The 17,357-nt window shown below is 29.7% G+C and carries 19 protein-coding genes; 11 read left to right on the top strand and 8 right to left on the bottom strand.

From position 1 onward, the window contains the following. Positions 1 to 9 precede the first annotated feature (9 nt). Positions 10 to 411 (bottom strand): NUDIX domain-containing protein, encoded by a 402-nt coding sequence (locus ABM4_RS08290; RefSeq protein WP_016359222.1) that lies wholly within the window; start codon positions 409 to 411, stop codon positions 10 to 12. Positions 412 to 664: 253 nt separating this feature from the next. Here ABM4_RS08290 and lysA point away from each other — a divergent pair, with 253 nt between their 5' ends. The 5 genes from lysA to ABM4_RS08265 all read left to right on the top strand — a co-directional run bounded on the left by lysA (position 665) and on the right by ABM4_RS08265 (position 6,632). Then, positions 665 to 1,948, top strand: coding sequence for a diaminopimelate decarboxylase (gene lysA, locus ABM4_RS08285; protein ID WP_016359221.1), 1,284 nt, complete (start codon positions 665 to 667; stop codon positions 1,946 to 1,948). Between the two features lie 43 nt (positions 1,949 to 1,991). Beyond that, positions 1,992 to 2,852, top strand: coding sequence for a diaminopimelate epimerase (dapF, locus tag ABM4_RS08280; RefSeq protein WP_016359220.1), 861 nt, complete (start codon positions 1,992 to 1,994; stop codon positions 2,850 to 2,852). Between the two features lie 219 nt (positions 2,853 to 3,071). Then, on the top strand, positions 3,072 to 4,118 hold the full coding sequence (locus ABM4_RS08275) for a glycosyltransferase family 2 protein (protein WP_048200931.1): 1,047 nt from the start codon (positions 3,072 to 3,074) through the stop codon (positions 4,116 to 4,118). A gap of 122 nt (positions 4,119 to 4,240) precedes the next feature. After that, a complete protein-coding gene (locus ABM4_RS08270) occupies positions 4,241 to 5,425 on the top strand; it encodes a glycosyltransferase (RefSeq protein ID WP_016359218.1) in 1,185 nt (394 codons plus the stop codon). A 4-nt stretch (positions 5,426 to 5,429) separates the two neighbouring features. Further along, positions 5,430 to 6,632 (top strand): glycosyltransferase family 2 protein, encoded by a 1,203-nt coding sequence (locus ABM4_RS08265; RefSeq protein WP_016359217.1) that lies wholly within the window; start codon positions 5,430 to 5,432, stop codon positions 6,630 to 6,632. 121 nt (positions 6,633 to 6,753) lie between these two features. On the opposite strand, the gene ABM4_RS08260 is transcribed toward ABM4_RS08265, so the two are convergent. From ABM4_RS08260 to ABM4_RS08230, 7 genes are all read right to left on the bottom strand, one after another. Beyond that, positions 6,754 to 7,347 (bottom strand): HemK2/MTQ2 family protein methyltransferase, encoded by a 594-nt coding sequence (locus ABM4_RS08260; RefSeq protein ID WP_016359216.1) that lies wholly within the window; start codon positions 7,345 to 7,347, stop codon positions 6,754 to 6,756. 153 nt (positions 7,348 to 7,500) lie between these two features. Continuing rightward, positions 7,501 to 8,364 (bottom strand): 16S rRNA (adenine(1518)-N(6)/adenine(1519)-N(6))-dimethyltransferase RsmA, encoded by an 864-nt coding sequence (rsmA, locus tag ABM4_RS08255; RefSeq protein WP_016359215.1) that lies wholly within the window; start codon positions 8,362 to 8,364, stop codon positions 7,501 to 7,503. 32 nt (positions 8,365 to 8,396) lie between these two features. Further along, positions 8,397 to 9,068 (bottom strand): DUF655 domain-containing protein, encoded by a 672-nt coding sequence (locus ABM4_RS08250; RefSeq protein WP_016359214.1) that lies wholly within the window; start codon positions 9,066 to 9,068, stop codon positions 8,397 to 8,399. Positions 9,069 to 9,407: 339 nt separating this feature from the next. Then, on the bottom strand, positions 9,408 to 9,740 hold the full coding sequence (locus ABM4_RS08245; protein WP_016359213.1) for an RNA polymerase Rpb4 family protein: 333 nt from the start codon (positions 9,738 to 9,740) through the stop codon (positions 9,408 to 9,410). Positions 9,741 to 9,745: 5 nt separating this feature from the next. Continuing rightward, entirely contained in the window at positions 9,746 to 10,036 is a 291-nt protein-coding gene (locus ABM4_RS08240; RefSeq protein WP_016359212.1) for a 50S ribosomal protein L21e, read from the bottom strand. Between the two features lie 454 nt (positions 10,037 to 10,490). Continuing rightward, on the bottom strand, positions 10,491 to 11,720 hold the full coding sequence (locus tag ABM4_RS08235; RefSeq protein WP_016359211.1) for a tRNA pseudouridine(54/55) synthase Pus10: 1,230 nt from the start codon (positions 11,718 to 11,720) through the stop codon (positions 10,491 to 10,493). Positions 11,721 to 11,772: 52 nt separating this feature from the next. After that, positions 11,773 to 13,119 carry a signal recognition particle protein Srp54 gene (locus tag ABM4_RS08230; protein WP_198008290.1) on the bottom strand — a complete coding sequence of 449 codons (1,347 nt, stop codon included), beginning with the start codon at positions 13,117 to 13,119 and terminating at the stop codon, positions 11,773 to 11,775. Positions 13,120 to 13,387: 268 nt separating this feature from the next. Between ABM4_RS08230 and hpt the strand changes: the two genes are divergently transcribed. The 6 genes from hpt (at position 13,388) to ABM4_RS08200 (ending at position 17,353) form a co-directional block, all read left to right on the top strand. Beyond that, the gene (hpt, locus tag ABM4_RS08225) at positions 13,388 to 13,963 is read left to right on the top strand and encodes a hypoxanthine/guanine phosphoribosyltransferase (RefSeq protein WP_016359209.1); all 576 of its coding nucleotides are present in this window, start codon (positions 13,388 to 13,390) and stop codon (positions 13,961 to 13,963) included. 58 nt (positions 13,964 to 14,021) lie between these two features. After that, positions 14,022 to 15,032 carry a diphthamide biosynthesis enzyme Dph2 gene (gene dph2 / locus ABM4_RS08220; RefSeq protein ID WP_016359208.1) on the top strand — a complete coding sequence of 337 codons (1,011 nt, stop codon included), beginning with the start codon at positions 14,022 to 14,024 and terminating at the stop codon, positions 15,030 to 15,032. Between the two features lie 140 nt (positions 15,033 to 15,172). Further along, positions 15,173 to 15,742: an exosome complex RNA-binding protein Csl4 gene (locus ABM4_RS08215; RefSeq protein ID WP_016359207.1), complete on the top strand. Its 570-nt coding sequence runs from the start codon at positions 15,173 to 15,175 to the stop codon at positions 15,740 to 15,742. 49 nt (positions 15,743 to 15,791) lie between these two features. Continuing rightward, positions 15,792 to 16,064, top strand: a complete 273-nt coding sequence (locus tag ABM4_RS08210; RefSeq protein WP_369751280.1) for a DNA-directed RNA polymerase subunit L — start codon at positions 15,792 to 15,794, stop codon at positions 16,062 to 16,064. Positions 16,065 to 16,278: 214 nt separating this feature from the next. Then, complete coding sequence (locus ABM4_RS08205) at positions 16,279 to 16,692, top strand: NUDIX hydrolase (protein WP_016359205.1); 414 nt, start codon at positions 16,279 to 16,281, stop codon at positions 16,690 to 16,692. Between the two features lie 343 nt (positions 16,693 to 17,035). Then, positions 17,036 to 17,353 carry a transcription factor S gene (locus tag ABM4_RS08200; RefSeq protein WP_016359204.1) on the top strand — a complete coding sequence of 106 codons (318 nt, stop codon included), beginning with the start codon at positions 17,036 to 17,038 and terminating at the stop codon, positions 17,351 to 17,353. Positions 17,354 to 17,357 lie beyond the last annotated feature (4 nt).

Genomic DNA, 17,357 nt, shown 5'->3' with positions numbered 1-17,357 from the left:
GAACAATATTTAGATTGTCCAATTCTTTTTTTCTAAAACCTTTAGGGTAGGTCTTGAGAGGTTCATTTCTTTTATCTCGTCAACGGTTTTCCAAGCATAGTCAATATGTTCATCGCTGATTTTTACATTGCCATCTAATATATTTACTTTCATATAGACCTGCACTGTTGTTCTTTTAGGTTGGATGTCTTCTAGTGCCTCGTAAAAACCATCAATTGATATGTCAAGATTGGTCTCTTCCTTAAATTCCCTTATTAATGTTTGATCAAAGTATTCATTCTTTTCGGCTTTACCACCTGGAAACTCCCATAAATCCGCATAAGTTCTACATTTAGGATGTCTTTTTAAAACTAATATCTTACCGTCTTTTTGAGCTATTCCTCGCATTACAAGTCCAAATGGTTTTTCCATACTTTAACCTCTAGTTATTTATATTATAATCTTATAATCTTACAGGTTTAAAACTTTTTTGCATACCTAAATTTTATATAGTATTAAGTTTATATCTTATGTGATATCTTTTGATAGAATAATTATAATAATAGAAATAATAAATCTAATAACATAATTAATTGGATTGATTTAATAAATGTTTTAAATCAATTAAAATCAACAATCTAAGAATTGATAAATAATAATATATTTTTTTTGTTGGAGGATTAGAATGGACTTAAATATTAAAGTAAATGATAAAGACCATTTGGATATTGGTGGTGCTGATGCAGTGGATATTGCAAATGAATTTGGTACTCCAGTATATGCAATAGATGAAAACCGTATTAGGGATAATTATAATAGATTTTACAATGCTTTTTCAAAATATTATCCTGACTTTAAAGTGTTCTATGCTTGTAAAGCAAATACAAACCTTGCTGTTATGAAAATATTAGAGAGTGAAGGTTGTTGCGTTGATACAGTATCACCTGGTGAAGTTTATATCTCTGAAAAATTAGGATTCTCTCCAGATAGAATATTATTTACAGGAAATAACATTACAAATGAAGAGCTTAAAATGGTTCATGACATGGGTGTTATTTTAAATGTTGATTCTAGATCTGCTTTAAAAAGACTTGCAGAAGTTGTTGATCCTAAGGGTTTAAAAGTGTCCATAAGGGTAAATCCGATGGTTGGTGCAGGTCACCATGAGCATACTATTACCGGTGGAGTAATGAGTAAATTCGGTATTATGGATAATGAGGCTACAGAAGTTTATAAATTGGCCCAGGATTTAGGATTTGATCCTATCGGTATCCATTCACATATAGGTTCAGGTATATTAGATCCCGAACCATTTAAATTAGCTATTGGTTCCACTATGGATATAGCAGGTAAAGTACATGAGGATTTAGGTATTGACTTTGAGTTTGTTGACTTCGGTGGAGGTATAGGAGTACCCTATACACCTGATGAGAAGGCATTGGACATTGACCATTTTGCCCATGAAAATGTAGAGTTCTTTAAAGGAAAATTAAAAGAATATAACATGAAAAATCCAACCATGTTCTTAGAACCTGGAAGATATATAGTTGCAGATGCTGTAACCTTACTTGTACAAGTAAACAGTGTAAAACAAAGTTATAGAAAATATATTGGTGTGGACGCAGGATTTAACACCTTACTTAGGCCATGTATGTATGGTTCCTACCATCATATTGTAGATGCAAGTAAAATGAGCGCACCAATAACACAAGAGGTAGATGTTGCAGGAGATGTATGTGAATCCGGAGACTTATTTGCAAGGGACAGGCCTCTTCCAGATATTGAGGAAGGGGATATTTTAGGTATCTTAAACAGCGGAGCATATGGATTTACCATGGCTTCAAACTATAATTCAAGACCACTTCCTGCTGAAGTTTTAATTAAGGACGGTAATCCAACTTTGGTTCGTAAAGCTCAAACATTTGACGATCTATTTAGAAATCAGATTATCCCAGATTATTTACAATAATCAATTTTATTTACAGATCCTTTTATTTAGGGAGGTATTTATTATGGATTTAAAAGGTTTAAAATTTTCTAAAATGCATGGTATAGGTAATGATTTTGTAATTATTGATGAAAGTAAACAAACAGTTATTTCCGAATCAGATAAACCCGAGGCATGCAGATTCTTATGTGATAGACATTTTGGTGTAGGATCAGATGGGGTGTTATTTGTCGAAACCTCAGATGTAGCAGACTTAGGATATAGGATGTTTAACCCAGACGGTTCCGAAGCTGAAATGTGTGGAAATGGTATTAGATGTTTTGCAGATTTCGTATATCGTAAGAAAATACTAGAAACAGAATCAATGACCATTGAAACTAAAAGTGGTATTAAAACAGTTGATATCACCTTGGAAAACAAAGAGCCCAAATTCTTTAGAGTTAATATGGGTTTATCCACCTTTAACACCGATGAGGTTCCAATGAAATATGATAAAGAGGAATGTGTTGACGGTGAAATCGAAGTGGATGGCGAGAAGTTTAATATCACCGTTTTAAGCGTTGGAAACCCTCACGTTATAATATTTGTTGACGATGTTGACAGTGTGGATATTGATAGATTTGGTCCATTGTTCGAGTCCCACCATCTGTTTCCAGAGAAGATTAATGTTCACTTTGTTGAGGCTATCTCAGAACATGAAGGTAAAATGAGAACCTGGGAACGTGGTGCTGGAGTAACTTTGGCATGTGGAACTGGCGCTACATCCACAGCTATTGCAGGTTACAAGTTAGGTGTTTTCGGTTCAGATGTTCTTCTACATTTACCTGGCGGAAATCTTAAATTCACAGTATACAATGAGAATGGCCAATTAGGTGCATTTATGGAGGGACCTGCTACTTTAGTATTTGACGGGGAAATCCAATAAATTCTAAATTCCATTTTCTATTTTTCTTTTTTTAGACTAATTTTGATTTATGTCACTTTTTTTAGTTATTTTTTTTGTTGATTTCTTATTTTTTATATGAATATATTGATAAATAGTTAAATTTATTAATTAATTTAATTAGAAATATATTTAATAATTATACTTATTTTATAAATTATTACCTTATTATTATTGGAAAACATTGGAAATGGTGAATTTATGGTAAAAGTTTCAGTTATAATACCTATATATAATGTTGAGAACTATTTAGAAGAGTGTTTAGATAGTATTGTTAATCAGACCTTAAAGGATATAGAAATCATATGTGTTAATGACGGTTCCACAGATAATTCATTGGATATTATAAATAAATATGCAGCTAAAGATGATAGGATAATCGTAATTGATCAAGAAAACGGTGGTCATGCAGTAGCTACAAATAGGGGAATGGATTTAGCTAAAGGTAAATACCTTTATTTGATGGATTCCGATGATTTTGTTAAAACAGATGCCCTTGAAAAATCATATAAATTGGCTGAGGAAAAACAAGTTGATTTTGTACTTTTCCAAGCTATAAACTATGATGATGATAATGACATATACTATAAAACTGAAGATTATTCAATGAACAAAGTATATAATAAAGTTAAAGATAATGTATTCAGTTATAAGGATTTAGATGGGGATTTAAGTTTTGGCATAACTGTAACTCCATGGACTAAATTGTATAATAGGAAATTTGTTGAAGATTGTGGGGCAAGATTCCCTGAGGGACTCATTTTTGAGGATAATGTATTTTTCTGGGAAGTTTTCTTTGCTGCTAAAAAAATCTGTTTCTTAAAAGATCATTTGTTCTATAGAAGATGGCATGGTAATTCCTCAACCCGTGCAGGTGATCAACGATTTATGGATAGTTACAAAGTTGTTGACTTAGTAATTGATGTTTTTAAAGAAAACAACATGTTATATGGGGATTATGAAAGAAACTTATTTAACAAAGCTGTTAGAACAAATTATAACAGATTTAAAAGTATTCAGGAAGATTATAAACAGAGCTATTTAGATGGTATTAGGGAAACCTATAATTCTTGGATTAATAATAAAGTTTCCTATGATGAGATTGTAAGTTTCTTATACAGACGTAATAAATTTATATTTGATACTATATTGGAAAATGATAATCCAGTAGTTGTAAGGTTATCTGTTGAAAACTTTGATTTAAAAAACACTAATAAAAACTATTGTCCTCTAGAAGTTGGAAAATGACTGCTCCAATGAGAAGATTCAGAAATCGTTTTAGATGATTTTTTTCTTTCTAATTTTATTTATTTTTTTTTTTAATATTTTTATTTTATTTTAATACTTTATTAATGATTTAATGTGATATAATGGTTAAGATTTCTGTAATTATGCCTGTTTATAATGGTGAAAAATACCTTAATAATTCTATTTTAAGTTTATCTAAACAAAGTTTAAAAGATTTTGAGTTAATTTGTATTGATGATGGTTCTTCAGACAACTCTCTAGAAGTATTAAATAATCTATCTAAAAAATATGATTTTATAAGAATCCTTAAACAAGATAATCAAGGTTCTGGTAAAGCCAGAAACTATGGAATTGATGAGGCTTTAGGAGAATATATCGCTTTTTTAGATGCAGATGATTTTTTTGTTGATGAAAATGCGTTGGAAGAAATGTATAATGCCGGTGTGGATTATGATGCAGATATGGTTGCAGGAAATCTTTGTTATGCTAAAGATAATAAGATATTAAGAAACCATAATCCAAATTATGATCGTGATTTCTATTATTATTGTTCAAAGCTAGAGAAGATTTCTCCAAAAGACTATGGTATTCCTTGGGCTTTTTATAAAAATATTTTCAAGAAAGACTTTATAAAAGAGAATAATATTCATTTTCCTGATTATAAAAGAGGTCAAGATCCTGTATTTCTTGCAGAAATTTTAACTAGTATTGATTTTATGGTAACTGTTCCTGTTTGTTTATATGCTTATAGTTATGATATTGGTGGAGGTTCTAGATATAAGAATGACACTCCTGAGAAGAGATTAGGTTATATTAAAAATTATTTTGATTGTTTTAACTTTTTTGATAATGCAGGTTTCTATGAATCTTCCTATAAATATAAGCAAAGATTAGTTGGTTTTATCACAACGATCGCAGATGAATATAAAAGGGAATACTGGAAAGTAATTCATAAAGTTTTTGAAGAGGATAATCCTAATTATTTTGAAAATCTTGATGCAGAAACTGCCTTCCTTCAATTATGCATAATAGATCCAAATTCTGATTACTTCTCTAAGGCAATTGGTGATGTGGATAAAAACTTATTTAAGATATACCAAAAGGATGGTAAAATTCCTGAAAGTATTATGGATAAGTATTCTGAAATCTTATCAAATAATAAAGATGACAGTATAACATTAAGTAAGGATTTATTTAATTTCTTTTCTAAAGAGATTGATGATTTAAAAAAGGAGAATAAAAGATTATTATCTTCTAAAAGTTGGAAAATAACTGCTCCACTTAGAAAATTAAAACGTAAATTGTGATATAATGGTTAAAATCTCAGTAATTATGCCTGTTTATAATGGTGAGGATTTTCTAGAAAGATCATGTAAGAATCTATCTAAACAAACACTTGATGACTTTGAGTTAATATGTGTTGATGATGGTTCTAGTGATAATTCCCTGGAAGAATTGAAGAAACTATCAAATAAGTATGATTTTATAAAAATATTTAGTCAGGATAATCAAGGTTCAGGTAAAGCCAGAAATTATGGAATTAGCAAAGCCCAGGGAGAGTATATCGCTTTTTTAGATGCAGATGATGTCTTCATTGATAAGGACGCATTAGAGAAAATGTATAATGCCGGTATGGATTATGATGCAGACATGGTTGCAGGAAATCTATTAAGGGTTGATAACCACGGTAAACTTTTGAAGAATTTTAATTATGTTGATGATAACTATGCATATTGCTCCAAGATTGAAAAGATTCGTCCAGAAGAATATGGTATTCCATGGGCTTTTTACAAGAATATCTATAGAAGAGACTTTTTAGATAGATATGATATTCATTTTCCAGATTTAAAAAGAGGTCAAGATCCTGTATTTCTTGCCAATATATTAACTAAAATTGATTATATTGTTACGGTACCTGTTAATTTATATGGTTATAGTTTTGAGGCTGCAGGGGGACCAAATAAAAGGATTAATAATTACGAGAAAAAATATGATTATATGATGCATTATTATCAATGTTTTAAAATACTTGATGGTGATGGTAAATTTAACGATTCCTTAATAAAATATGCCGAATCCCTTTTCATATTTTTATCATTAGAAGATAATATACATGATAAAGACTTGTTTAAAGCTGTCCATGAGGTATTTGAAAAGGATAATCCTGAACTTTTTAATAACCATTTAGAAGAGATAGTATACCTTCGTTTATCCCTTGCAGATATGTATGATTTCTATAGTTATGAAAACTCTATAGATAATATTGAAGAGAGCTTAATTAATTCTAGTTTAAATGGTTCCATTCCAGATAAGATTCTAGATAAGTACTCTGAATTTGTTAAAAACAATTCAAAGGAAGGGGATATGGTTTGTGTAAGTAAAAGCCTGATTAATAAGGCTATTCCTAATTTGGTTAATGAGAGGACAGGTAAACTAGAAGAGTTATTGTCCTCTAACAGTTGGAAGATGACGGCTCCAATTAGAAAATTCAAAAACAGAGTTAAAAAACAGTAATTATTTTTTTTAATTCTTTATAACATCTTTTTTTATTATCTATTCTATTTCAATCATTTTATGTTATAGCTATTTTTAGGATTCAATCTAAACATATTTTTTTAAATCTAATTTTCATTGTTTAGATTAAATAACCTGTGATTAAAGCAACCTCTTCAAAGAAGAAATGTTCACTAGCTGTTATCTCACATTTAAAACCTTCTTTTTCAAGAATGTCTAAGGTTTTTGGAATGTTTGATAATGATGACTGTATTAGCTGAACCTTTCCATTATCATTTAAATGATTTTTCACTTCATATAAGAATGGGTCAATGACTTTTCTTCCATCTGCTCCACCGTCGAATGCATAATTTAAATCATCATCGATAATATCATTTTCTTCGGTTGGTAGATATGGAGTATTAAATAAAATTACATCAAACTTTCTGTTTTCCAATGGCTCAAACAGATTACCGAAAACAGTTTCAATATTATCAATATTGTTTATTTTAAAATTCTCCTCAGCTAAGCTTAGGGCATCTAAATTAATGTCTGTGACTGTGATCTGATTATCTGTTAATTTGGAGGCATACATAGCAACGGTTCCGGTTCCGGTTCCAATCTCCAATACAGTATCATTCTTCTCAATTTCAAGATTGTCCGCTAAAAGGAAAGTGTCCTCTGCTGGAATGTAGACCAGATCGCTTGTATTTATTTGAAAATCTTCTGTTTTCATCTAATCACTTGTTTTATTTTCTGTTTTTAATATCTTTGCCAAAAAATGTAAAACTTTTATAAGAAACATTAATGAATGGCTTCTTATTTTAGGTAATATTCTATATGGAGATTGAATTTTGGCAGACTCCATCTATATGGGGATTATATTTGATTATAAAATGTCTTCTAATTCTTTGGTTAAATCCAGAATATCCTCAGGACTTAAATTGATTACTCTTTTTTCAAGTAAATCTTCTAATCTTTCGGATTCAATGGATTTCAAATTGTTTTTTAACTCTTTTTTATCTGAGTAATCTATTTCATGTCTGGAATTAATTAAAGAGTTTTCCGCTTTCTTGTTTTTATGCTGGAATAATGCCTTACATATCCTTGAATAATTTCTAAAGAGTTTCCCGTCTTCCTTAAACCTGTCATTAGGAGTTAGCCTAACGACAGTTGAGTCTACTTTAGGTTTGGGCATAAAGCATTCTGAAGGAACATTCATTAGAAATTCCACATCTACCTTAAAATATAGCATTGCAGATAGTCTTGAATAATTTTTACTTCCTACGTTTGCAGTCATACGGTCTGCAAATTCCCTCTGATACATCAATATTCCTGATTTGAAAGGATATTCTAACAGTTTAAATGTTATTGGAGATGATATCTGATAGGGCAAATTGGATATGATCTTATCAAATTCTGGAAAATCTACCTTAAGTGCATCCTCATTGATAATTTCAATATTGTCAATTGACTCTTCCATGGCCCTTTTTTGTAGAATATCTGCAACTTTTCTATCATGTTCTATACAGATTAATCTCTTTGCTTTTTTAGCTATTTCCAGACTTAAAGTTCCTATGCCCGGTCCAATTTCAAGTATTGTATCATCCGGGGAGATGTTTCCATATTCTATTATCTGATTTCTTTTATTTGCATCGATTAAAAAGTTCTGTCCTAGTTTATGGTTTAGTCTAATATTATATTTATTTAGAACACTTTTAGTCTCAGCAGAAAGTGAGTAACCTTTACTCAATTCATCACCAACTTCATATTTAAGAATCTGTTCTACCTTCTTCTATGATACCTTCTATTTTTTCTTTTTTGTTCCCTGTAATACTCTTTCATCCTTTCGTTTGGAATTTGGGTAAACAGGTAATATTTCTTTTTACCTTTTTTTACAGTAGTGTTGTCCAGCTCTTGAAGGATTCTATTAGATATCATAGTAACCGGATCAGGTAGTGACGGGACTCTGTTTTTTAAATCCTCATAACTTTCAAATGGTTTTTCTTTTCTGGCATCAAGAATAGACCACATCATTTTCTTACCTATTCCGGGAATCAATTCCAGTTTATGGAGTCTTGTACTAAGTGATCCTGTTGTGTTAAAGAATTCGATGTATTTTTCCTCATTTTCCTCGACAATTTCCTTGACGACATATTCAAGCTCTATACGGCTTGTGGGAGTTAAGTTTTCATATTTAAGTTGTTTAACGGTTTTGATCTTATCTCTCTTACCGGAGCCAATGTATACCTTTTCATGTATTTCAATGTCTACATTCTCTTTAGGGATTAATTCAAGTAAAGTGAATTTTCCGGTTCCTATTGCCTGTGCGATTGGTTTTCTTTTATATCTAGTTTGATCTTTGTTTGTGTAACCTAAACTTAGATAATCTAGTATAATAGCATTTTCCTCTTTAACAAATAAGTGTTTATTTTTATTCTGTGTTTTATCTGCCATCTAATCACTTCACTAAGTCATTTAATTATAATTATGAAATTGTTATAAACCTGGAAATATAATCTACAAGTGAATTATAATCTATTTTTTAATCTATAATAATTTTATTATTAAAATACTTTTAGATATTTTTCTAGATTATGGAAAAATTATCTACGAAAAAATAGTTAATGAATAAAAATAGTTGTAAATTAAGGATTCTGTTAAAATTAAATGTTATTAAAATTAGAAAAAAAGATATTTAAAGTACTTAAATTAAAAGCCATAATTTTTTTTAAAGATATAAAATTAAAGTAGTCTAAATCTTATTTAGACTATAAATACACTTGAATTATTAAATTATAATGTGTATTTTTCAACTATTTCAAGAATTTCTTCCATATCTTCTTTAGATAATGAAATTCTTTCTTTAGCAAAAATTAATCTCATATCATCTAAATCTTGAGGTAATAAATCAGCTATACGAACTGCATATTTCCTTTTAACTTTTCCTTCAAGTTCAGCTACTAATTTGTCGGTATCCTCTTCAGATAATTGGCTAAAAGTACTAACATGGTTTAATGTAACATTTTGTTCATAACTAAGGTCATGATTTTCACCAAATTTCTCGAGAATACTTTTTACTTTAGCTGCAGGTATAGGTTCTCTATTCACTGTATTTTTACCTATCATTGTATTCACTCTTGTAATTTTAAGTGGTCTGGTCTTACAATTAATTCTTTGTATTTGTTACCATCTTTTAATCCAAGTAAATAAGCACTACCTCTTTTTCCAATAACTTTAGCAGTTTTACCATGGAATCTGGAGTGTGGTTGTCCTCTGTGGATACTTGGGTCAATAATGATATGTACTAAATCTCCTTCATTGAAAGTTTGAAGTTTTTTAGTAATAGGGTTAGAACGACCAACACGTGGTTTTTTGGTTAATTTATTTCTTGATCTACTTTTAAATCCTCTTGATCTTTGCATTTTTATAACCTCGAATAATTATTCTAATAAAAAATTATATTGATTAGCCTATTAACTTAAAAATATATAATATTAATTTTTAGATTAAATCATTAGGATAAATCAATTTTATAATAAAAACATAGTTTTTTAGTATTTAATATATAAAATGGATAAATTTCATAAATTTTTATAAAATAATGATTTAATAATTTTGAAAATTTTTTCCATAAAATTAATAATGTTAATCTATTACTACAAAGTTATTAATATACTTTTAGTTTTTTGGCTATTTTTTCTAAAAAAATAGGATTTTTGAAATTTTTTAATCTTTTTATAAATTTTCTAAAATCCTCTTAAATTCCTATTTTTTTTTTAAAATAAAGCATATCTGTCTAGTTTAATTTTTTAATATATAATAATATTTTAATATTTTTTTTTATAATTAAATGGAATTAGGGGATTTCTTCACCTACTATTTTTTACTTACCTCAATAACATCTAGTTGTCTACAGACACACTGTTTATTTAAAAGACTGGTAACACTGGGATTACTTCTTCCCTCATCTGATGAGATAAGTTCCTTAATATATAATCCCCCTTGGGTTTTAACTTTCATTTTAAATGATTTTGGGCCTATTATTTCTGTTTCAACACCTAAAACTCTCTTTTCTCTAATTTTATCGGCACGTCTTCTTAATACTCTTTGAGGAGTTTGCTGCTTAATCAAATCTAATGTTTTTAAAATCTCAAGTTCCTCCTCATCGATTTCATCATCACAGTCCACAATTGCCTCATATACCTTATATGCGTCTGGTGAGGAAAGCTTTATCTCTGCTTTCCTGTTTCTTTCGGAATACTTTAAATTGTTGTATCTTGTTTTACCTGCAGCATGTTTGTTGGCTTCGTCTTCTAGTTCTCTAAGGTCTATGTTTCTAATCTTAGGTTCCACAACCTCAATAACGAATGGCCTTCCGTCACCTAACATCAAAACATCAATGTCCTCCCTACCTGCGCCGTGGAATTTACATGATCTTCCTTTGGTCTTTTCAAGTAAAACATCTGATAACAATTCCTCAACGGATTCCGGATACATTTTACCCTGATAATTGCAGTATTCACATCCCTTTCCATGACACTTTCTGCATAACCATTTGGTCTGGGGAATGCCCCTTTTATATTTATTATAGGTTCCCTCTATAAAGATTGGATTTATTTGGATATAGACACTTGGATTGTCTTTTTTAAAGTTGATTTCAATGGTAATATCGTTATGTTTGAATTCGGCATCTTTATTGTAGATTAAACCAATTTCCTTACCAATTATTCTATTGACTTCCTTCTTTATGTTCTCAACCTTAAAGTCATATTTTTCTGAGATTTCATCATCCTTATTTAGAATCTCTTTAGGAATCTTAGAACCTACTAAATAATTGTCAAATTCAAGGCCTATTGAATCAATCTTATCTTGTATCCTATTAAATAATTCTTCATTAATCTTTTCAAATGTGTTCTGGCATATTGGACATATGTCATCATTTTTAGGATTGTCAAAAGAAAGTTCTTCTCTTATTTTAAGACTTCTCTCCTCATTGTCCTTTCCTTCAATCTTATCTGAAAATTTACGTCCTAGACAGTGATTACATATCCTATTATCACTAAGTTCTATTAATCTTCTTGCAATATCTAATGTTTCATCTTCCATACTATCGACTATTAAGGTTAATAAATAAAAAAATTTAAATTTTAATTGGGGATTATCTTCTCATTTGGTTCATGATACGATTGATGTTTCCGCCACCAAATCCTCCACGTTTACCAATGCCTTTCATTGCTCTTTTACTATTATTATAGTATTTTAAAAGTTCCTTGATGTCTTTTTCCTCAACACCAGAACCTCTTGCAATTCTTCTTGCTCTTGACTGTTTTATCATCTTCGGATTTTCCATCTCCTCCTGGGTCATTGAAGACATGATTATTTTAAATGTCTCAATCTTGTCTTCGGTCATCTTTGTAAATTCCTTAGGGACTTTATTTCCAAGTCCAGGTATCATGCTCATAACTTGTTGCATTGGCCCCATCTTATTCATCATATCGAATTGATTCCTCATGTCCACAAGTGTAAACTTACCGCTCATCATATTGTTCATGGTTTTTTGAGCAACATCCTCATCAATGTTTTCCTCTGCCCTTTCAACAAGTGATTGGATATCTCCCATACCAAGTAATCTAGAGATAAACCTTTCCGGATCAAAAACTTCGAAATCATCAATTTTTTCACCGGTACCTATGAATTTAATAGGTGCACCGGTTTCCGCTACTGCAGACAGTGCTCCTCCCCCTTTACCTGAACCGTCTAATTTTGAGATGATTATGGAACCAATATCGGTAGCCTCGGAAAATGCCTTTGCCTGTTCTCCTGCAATCTGTCCAATAGTTCCGTCTACTACAAGTATGGATTCACTTGGATTAATAACATTGTCCAATTTGTTCATTTCCTCGATTAGATCGGATTCTTGTTTATGTCTACCTGCTGTATCAAATATTATGATTCTCTGGTTTTTAAATTTTTCAAGACCTTTTTTAGCTAAATCAAGAGCATCCTTGTTTTCAGGATCTCCATATAATGAGATGTCTAATTCATCAGTCAATTGTCTTAATTGTTCATATGCCGCTGGTCTCCATGTATCTGTACATACAACAGCAGGGTTATATCCTTTTTTAATCAGATATTTACATAGTTTACCGATGGTGGTAGTTTTACCACTACCCTGTAATCCAAGAAATAGAATCTTAAAAGGTTTTTCAGTAATTTCTAGTTTTGCTGGTTCTGAACCACCTAATAAATTAACCATTTCCTCATAAATGATTGTAATGACATATTCTCTTGCAGTTATTCCTTTAGGAGGCTTTTCATTTAAAGCTCTGTCTTCAATTCTCTTTGATAATTTAAAAACCAATTTAACGTTAACATCAGATTGAATTAATGCACGTTGTATATCTTTTACAACTTCTTTAACGGTTTTTTTATCAATAACAGACATTCCTGCTAATTTTTTTATACTGTTACTTAGGCTCTCTCCTAAATTTCCTAACATATCTATCAACAGCCTTTAAATTTTTAATTGAATTGTGTTTGTAATTGTTTTGACAATTATTAAATAGATTTAAAATATTGGTTTTTGTAAAATTTTAAAATATATTAAATATTAATAATATAGTAAGCAATATTATATTTTATTAAGTAAATATATAAAACTATAATTTTAATTAATAGTTTATAAATTTTTTTTGTAAATTTTATTTTAATTAACTATCTTTTAAAACAATTTTTAAAATTATATTTTTTAATTTAAATTAAAGAGGAAAATTATGCTTGAAGAATTAAAAGAATCATTAGTAAATGCACCTATTGTTAAAAAAGGAAATTACGATTATTTTGTTCACCCAATTAGTGATGGTGTTCCAACAATGAAACCTGAGGTTTTAAAGGAAATCTCAAAACTTATTGTTAAGAACTTTAATATTGATGTGGATAAAATTGTAGCTATCGAAGCTATGGGTATTCATTTGGCTACTGCTTTATCTTTAGAAACAGATATTCCTTTTGTCATTATTAGAAAAAGAAAATATGGTCTTGATGGAGAAAAAACCATACATAAAAAAACAGGATATGGCGAATCAACTTTATATGTAAATGATCTACATAAGGGTGATAGGATTCTATTGATTGATGATGTTGTAAGTACTGGCGGAACATTAATCAATACTATCGAGGCCCTTAAGGAAATAGGTGTGGATCTTGTTACCATTATTGCCGTTTTGGAAAAAGGTGAGGGTAAGAAGATTGTAGAAAAGGAAACTGGTTGTAAGGTAAATACCGTTGTAAAAATACATATTGAAAACGATAAAGTGGTTGTCGACGGTGTAGTTGGAGAGGATTACTAATCCTAAAGACTATCTAAATTTAACTATCTTTTTTTTAAATTACAATTTTTTGATATTTATGTCATTGTATAATATGAATGTGGATAAGGTAATCAATCATATTAATAAAAAAGATTATAAAACGATTGGTTTACAATTTCCAGAGGGTTTAAAAACACAGGCTACCTCTATTGCAAAAAAAATTGAGGAGGAAACAGATGCAACAGTCATCATCTCAGGGGATCCTTGTTTTGGAGCATGTGATGTCTGTGATAAAAAAATGGAAGGTATGGTGGATATGATTGTTCACTATGCTCATACGCCATTACCTTTAAGATATAAGGTTCCTGTAATGTTCATTGAGGCTTATTCTAACGTTAAAATTAAAAAGGTTCTGGATAAAACATTAGAGTTATTAGAGGATTCTAGTAAAATAGCACTTGCAACTACAACCCAACACCTTCATTTGATTAATGAAATCAGTGATTATTTGGAGGATAACGGTAAAGAGGTGGTGGTAGGTTCCTCCTCTAGAGGCACTACAAAGGGCCAAGTTCTAGGCTGTAATTTTTCATCTATTAAAAATCTTGATGCAGAGGTCTATCTTTTTATAGGCACTGGTAATTTTCATCCTGTAGGTATTCATCTGTTTACAAAGGCTCCTGTTATTGCAGCTGATCCTTATACTGGAGAGGTTAAGGAAATTTCCGATTATGCAGATAGGATTCTAAGAATCAGATTTGCAAGAATAACTAAAGCTAAAGCTGTAAACAAGTGGGGTATTTTAGTATCTACTAAAGAAGGTCAATATAGAATGGCTTTGGCCAAAGAAATAAAGAAAAGCCTTGAGGATGAAGGGATGGAGGCTTACATTATTCTTGTAGATATGATTAGTCCTGAAATTCTTTTACCCTATATGGACCTAGGTGGATTTGTAGTAACTGCATGTCCTAGAATAGCAATTGATGACTCTGCAATGTATAAAAAACCGGTAATCACTCCCCAAGAATTGGAAATCGTTACAGATAAAAGAAAATGGGAAGACTATCAATTAGATGAGATATTATTTGACGAACGTTATAAGGAATAATATTTTTTAATATGAAATATATAAATAGTAATTAACTTTAAATATATTTATATTATAAAAAAACTATAAGTTAGTATTTGATAAACTTTATATTAAAAATTTAATAGTTTTTCATTTTTCCTATTTTTAGAGGTGTGTAAATGAAGGTGGAATCAGGAGATTTAGTAATGCCCGGCGATTTTTTAGGAATTGTAGAACAATATTTACCTGGTGAAGGAACATTTGATGATAATGGTACTATTAAATCTTCTATTTTTGGTAATGTAAATTTAGATTTGGTAAATAGACAGGTATCAGTCAGTCCACTTACAGGTAGTCCTATTGTCCTGGAAAAAGGAGACATGGTTTATGGGCAGATTACTGATGTTCGTAGTCAAAGGGCTTTAATTGATGTTCAGGGTAAATCTGGTGAGGATAGAGAATTAGCTTTACCTTATCTTGGTGCTATTCATATATCTCAAGTTAAAAATGATTATCTAGAGCGTTTAACTGATGCTTTTAGAATTGGGGATATCATAGAAGGTAAAGTATCTAGAATTACAGGTGAAAATATCGATTTAAATACTGAAGATGATGACTGTGGTGTTGTTAAGGCTATGTGTACTAGATGCCGCCAATTTTTAGAACCTACTAGTATGAAAGATGAATTAGTTTGCCCTAGATGTGGTAAAAAAGAGAAACGTAAAGTCTCTTCAAACTATCGTATTTAAGTTTTATTGTGTTATTTAGATTTAAATTATAATTATAATGGTTGATAAAATGGATATTGAAGTTTTAACTGATAAAAAATTAGAATTAGAAATTGTTCTTCATGGGGAGAAACATGCACTTTGTAATGCTTTAAGAAAAATTCTTATGGAAGATGATGATGTACAATATGCTGTATATGGTATTGACCATCCATTGATTGGTGAGCCAATAATGACTATCAAAACTAAGCAGAAAAAAGTTGCAAGAAACTCCCTTAAAAAAGCTGCTGAAACTTTAAAAGATCAAGCTGAAGAATTTAAATCTTTAGTAGAACAAATATAATCGTTTTTAATTTATTTTAGTTTTTTTAAAAAAACTAAATTTTTTTAAATTATTCTTTTCTAGGCTATTTTGCTTTTTTTAAATTATTGGCTAGATATTGAATTATTTTAGAATAATCTTTTAATATTTATTTTTAATTTAGTAAATTTCTAATTAAGTTCTTAATTTTATTCCAATTTTATATTGAAATAAAAAAAAGTTTTAGGTGATTTAAATGTCTTATCATAAAAAGCCATCATTAACTGTTGATATTTTTATATATGATGATAAGAATAATTTTATACTCATCAAACGTAAAAATGATCCATATAAGGACTGCTGGGCTTTTCCTGGAGGTTTTGTAGAATATGGGGAAACAGTTGAAAATGCCGCAAGGCGTGAAGCTAAAGAAGAAACAAGTATTGATGTTGAATTAACTAAATTAGTTGGAGTCTATTCCGATCCCAATAGGGACCCTAGAGGTCATACAGTCACTGTTGTTTTCCTGGCAAAAGGTAATTTTGATGATAGAAAAGCAGATGACGATGCAGAGGATATTGATATTTTCTCATTTGAGGATTTAAAAAATATTGACTTGGCATTTGACCATGGGGAAATTATTAAGGATATCCATAAACTGGTTAATTAAAATGGTTGATAGATTAAATTTATATTGGTTTTTAGTTTTCAAGTAAATTTAAATCTATCTTCTATTTTTTTTTAAGGAATTCTAGTATAAGATTTAGGAATTTTCTGACTCTACTTCAATTTTTTTTTTAAGATAAATGTTAAAACAAATTTAAGAATATTTGATAAAATGCTTATTTTTTTTAAAAAATCCTATAAATTTTATATAATAGTAAGTTAAATATAATTCATATTATATTAAAATAAATCTAATTAATGTTTTTAAATATTAATTTACAAATTATATTCTAAAAGTTTTTAATGTAATTTATTATTATAATCAATTATATTATTGGAGGTCTAAAATGGAATTCTGTCCAAATTGCGGTGCTATGTTACTTCCACAAGGTAACAAGGTCAAATGTAATAAATGTGGATATGAAAAAGATTTATCCAAATCAGAAACAGATGAATATGAGGTTTCTGAAAAAGTACAAGCTAAAGATAATGTTATTATGAAAGGGGAAGATATTGAGACCCTTCCGACTACTAAAGTTACTTGTCCAAATTGTGGTTTTACTAAGGCTTATTGGTGGTTACAACAAACACGTAGTGCTGATGAAGCTGAAACTAGATTCTTTAAATGTATGGAATGTAAACATGTTTGGAGAGAATATGATTAATTTT

The organism is Methanobrevibacter sp. AbM4 (assembly GCF_000404165.1).
GTDB lineage: Archaea > Methanobacteriota > Methanobacteria > Methanobacteriales > Methanobacteriaceae > Methanarmilla > Methanarmilla boviskoreani.
The sequence above is the reverse complement of the archived record's forward strand: the minus strand, read 5'-3'. Positions and strand labels throughout refer to the sequence as shown.

Excerpts from the sequence above, each read along its gene's own strand:
- hpt (WP_016359209.1), top strand. The coding sequence starts at position 13,388 with ATGCTTGAAGAATTAAAAGAATCATTAGTAAATGCACCTATTGTTAAA.
- ABM4_RS08215 (WP_016359207.1), top strand. The coding sequence starts at position 15,173 with ATGAAGGTGGAATCAGGAGATTTAGTAATGCCCGGCGATTTTTTAGGA.
- ABM4_RS08205 (WP_016359205.1), top strand. The coding sequence starts at position 16,279 with ATGTCTTATCATAAAAAGCCATCATTAACTGTTGATATTTTTATATAT.
- ABM4_RS08245 (WP_016359213.1), bottom strand. The coding sequence starts at position 9,740 with ATGATAGGTAAAAATACAGTGAATAGAGAACCTATACCTGCAGCTAAA.
- ABM4_RS08275 (WP_048200931.1), top strand. The coding sequence starts at position 3,072 with ATGGTAAAAGTTTCAGTTATAATACCTATATATAATGTTGAGAACTAT.
- ABM4_RS08260 (WP_016359216.1), bottom strand. The coding sequence starts at position 7,347 with ATGAAAACAGAAGATTTTCAAATAAATACAAGCGATCTGGTCTACATT.
- ABM4_RS08210 (WP_369751280.1), top strand. The coding sequence starts at position 15,792 with ATGGATATTGAAGTTTTAACTGATAAAAAATTAGAATTAGAAATTGTT.
- ABM4_RS08265 (WP_016359217.1), top strand. The coding sequence starts at position 5,430 with ATGGTTAAAATCTCAGTAATTATGCCTGTTTATAATGGTGAGGATTTT.
- ABM4_RS08240 (WP_016359212.1), bottom strand. The coding sequence starts at position 10,036 with ATGCAAAGATCAAGAGGATTTAAAAGTAGATCAAGAAATAAATTAACC.
- ABM4_RS08235 (WP_016359211.1), bottom strand. The coding sequence starts at position 11,720 with ATGGAAGATGAAACATTAGATATTGCAAGAAGATTAATAGAACTTAGT.
- lysA (WP_016359221.1), top strand. The coding sequence starts at position 665 with ATGGACTTAAATATTAAAGTAAATGATAAAGACCATTTGGATATTGGT.
- dapF (WP_016359220.1), top strand. The coding sequence starts at position 1,992 with ATGGATTTAAAAGGTTTAAAATTTTCTAAAATGCATGGTATAGGTAAT.
- ABM4_RS08290 (WP_016359222.1), bottom strand. The coding sequence starts at position 411 with ATGGAAAAACCATTTGGACTTGTAATGCGAGGAATAGCTCAAAAAGAC.
- ABM4_RS08250 (WP_016359214.1), bottom strand. The coding sequence starts at position 9,068 with ATGGCAGATAAAACACAGAATAAAAATAAACACTTATTTGTTAAAGAG.
- dph2 (WP_016359208.1), top strand. The coding sequence starts at position 14,022 with ATGTCATTGTATAATATGAATGTGGATAAGGTAATCAATCATATTAAT.
- ABM4_RS08200 (WP_016359204.1), top strand. The coding sequence starts at position 17,036 with ATGGAATTCTGTCCAAATTGCGGTGCTATGTTACTTCCACAAGGTAAC.
- ABM4_RS08270 (WP_016359218.1), top strand. The coding sequence starts at position 4,241 with ATGGTTAAGATTTCTGTAATTATGCCTGTTTATAATGGTGAAAAATAC.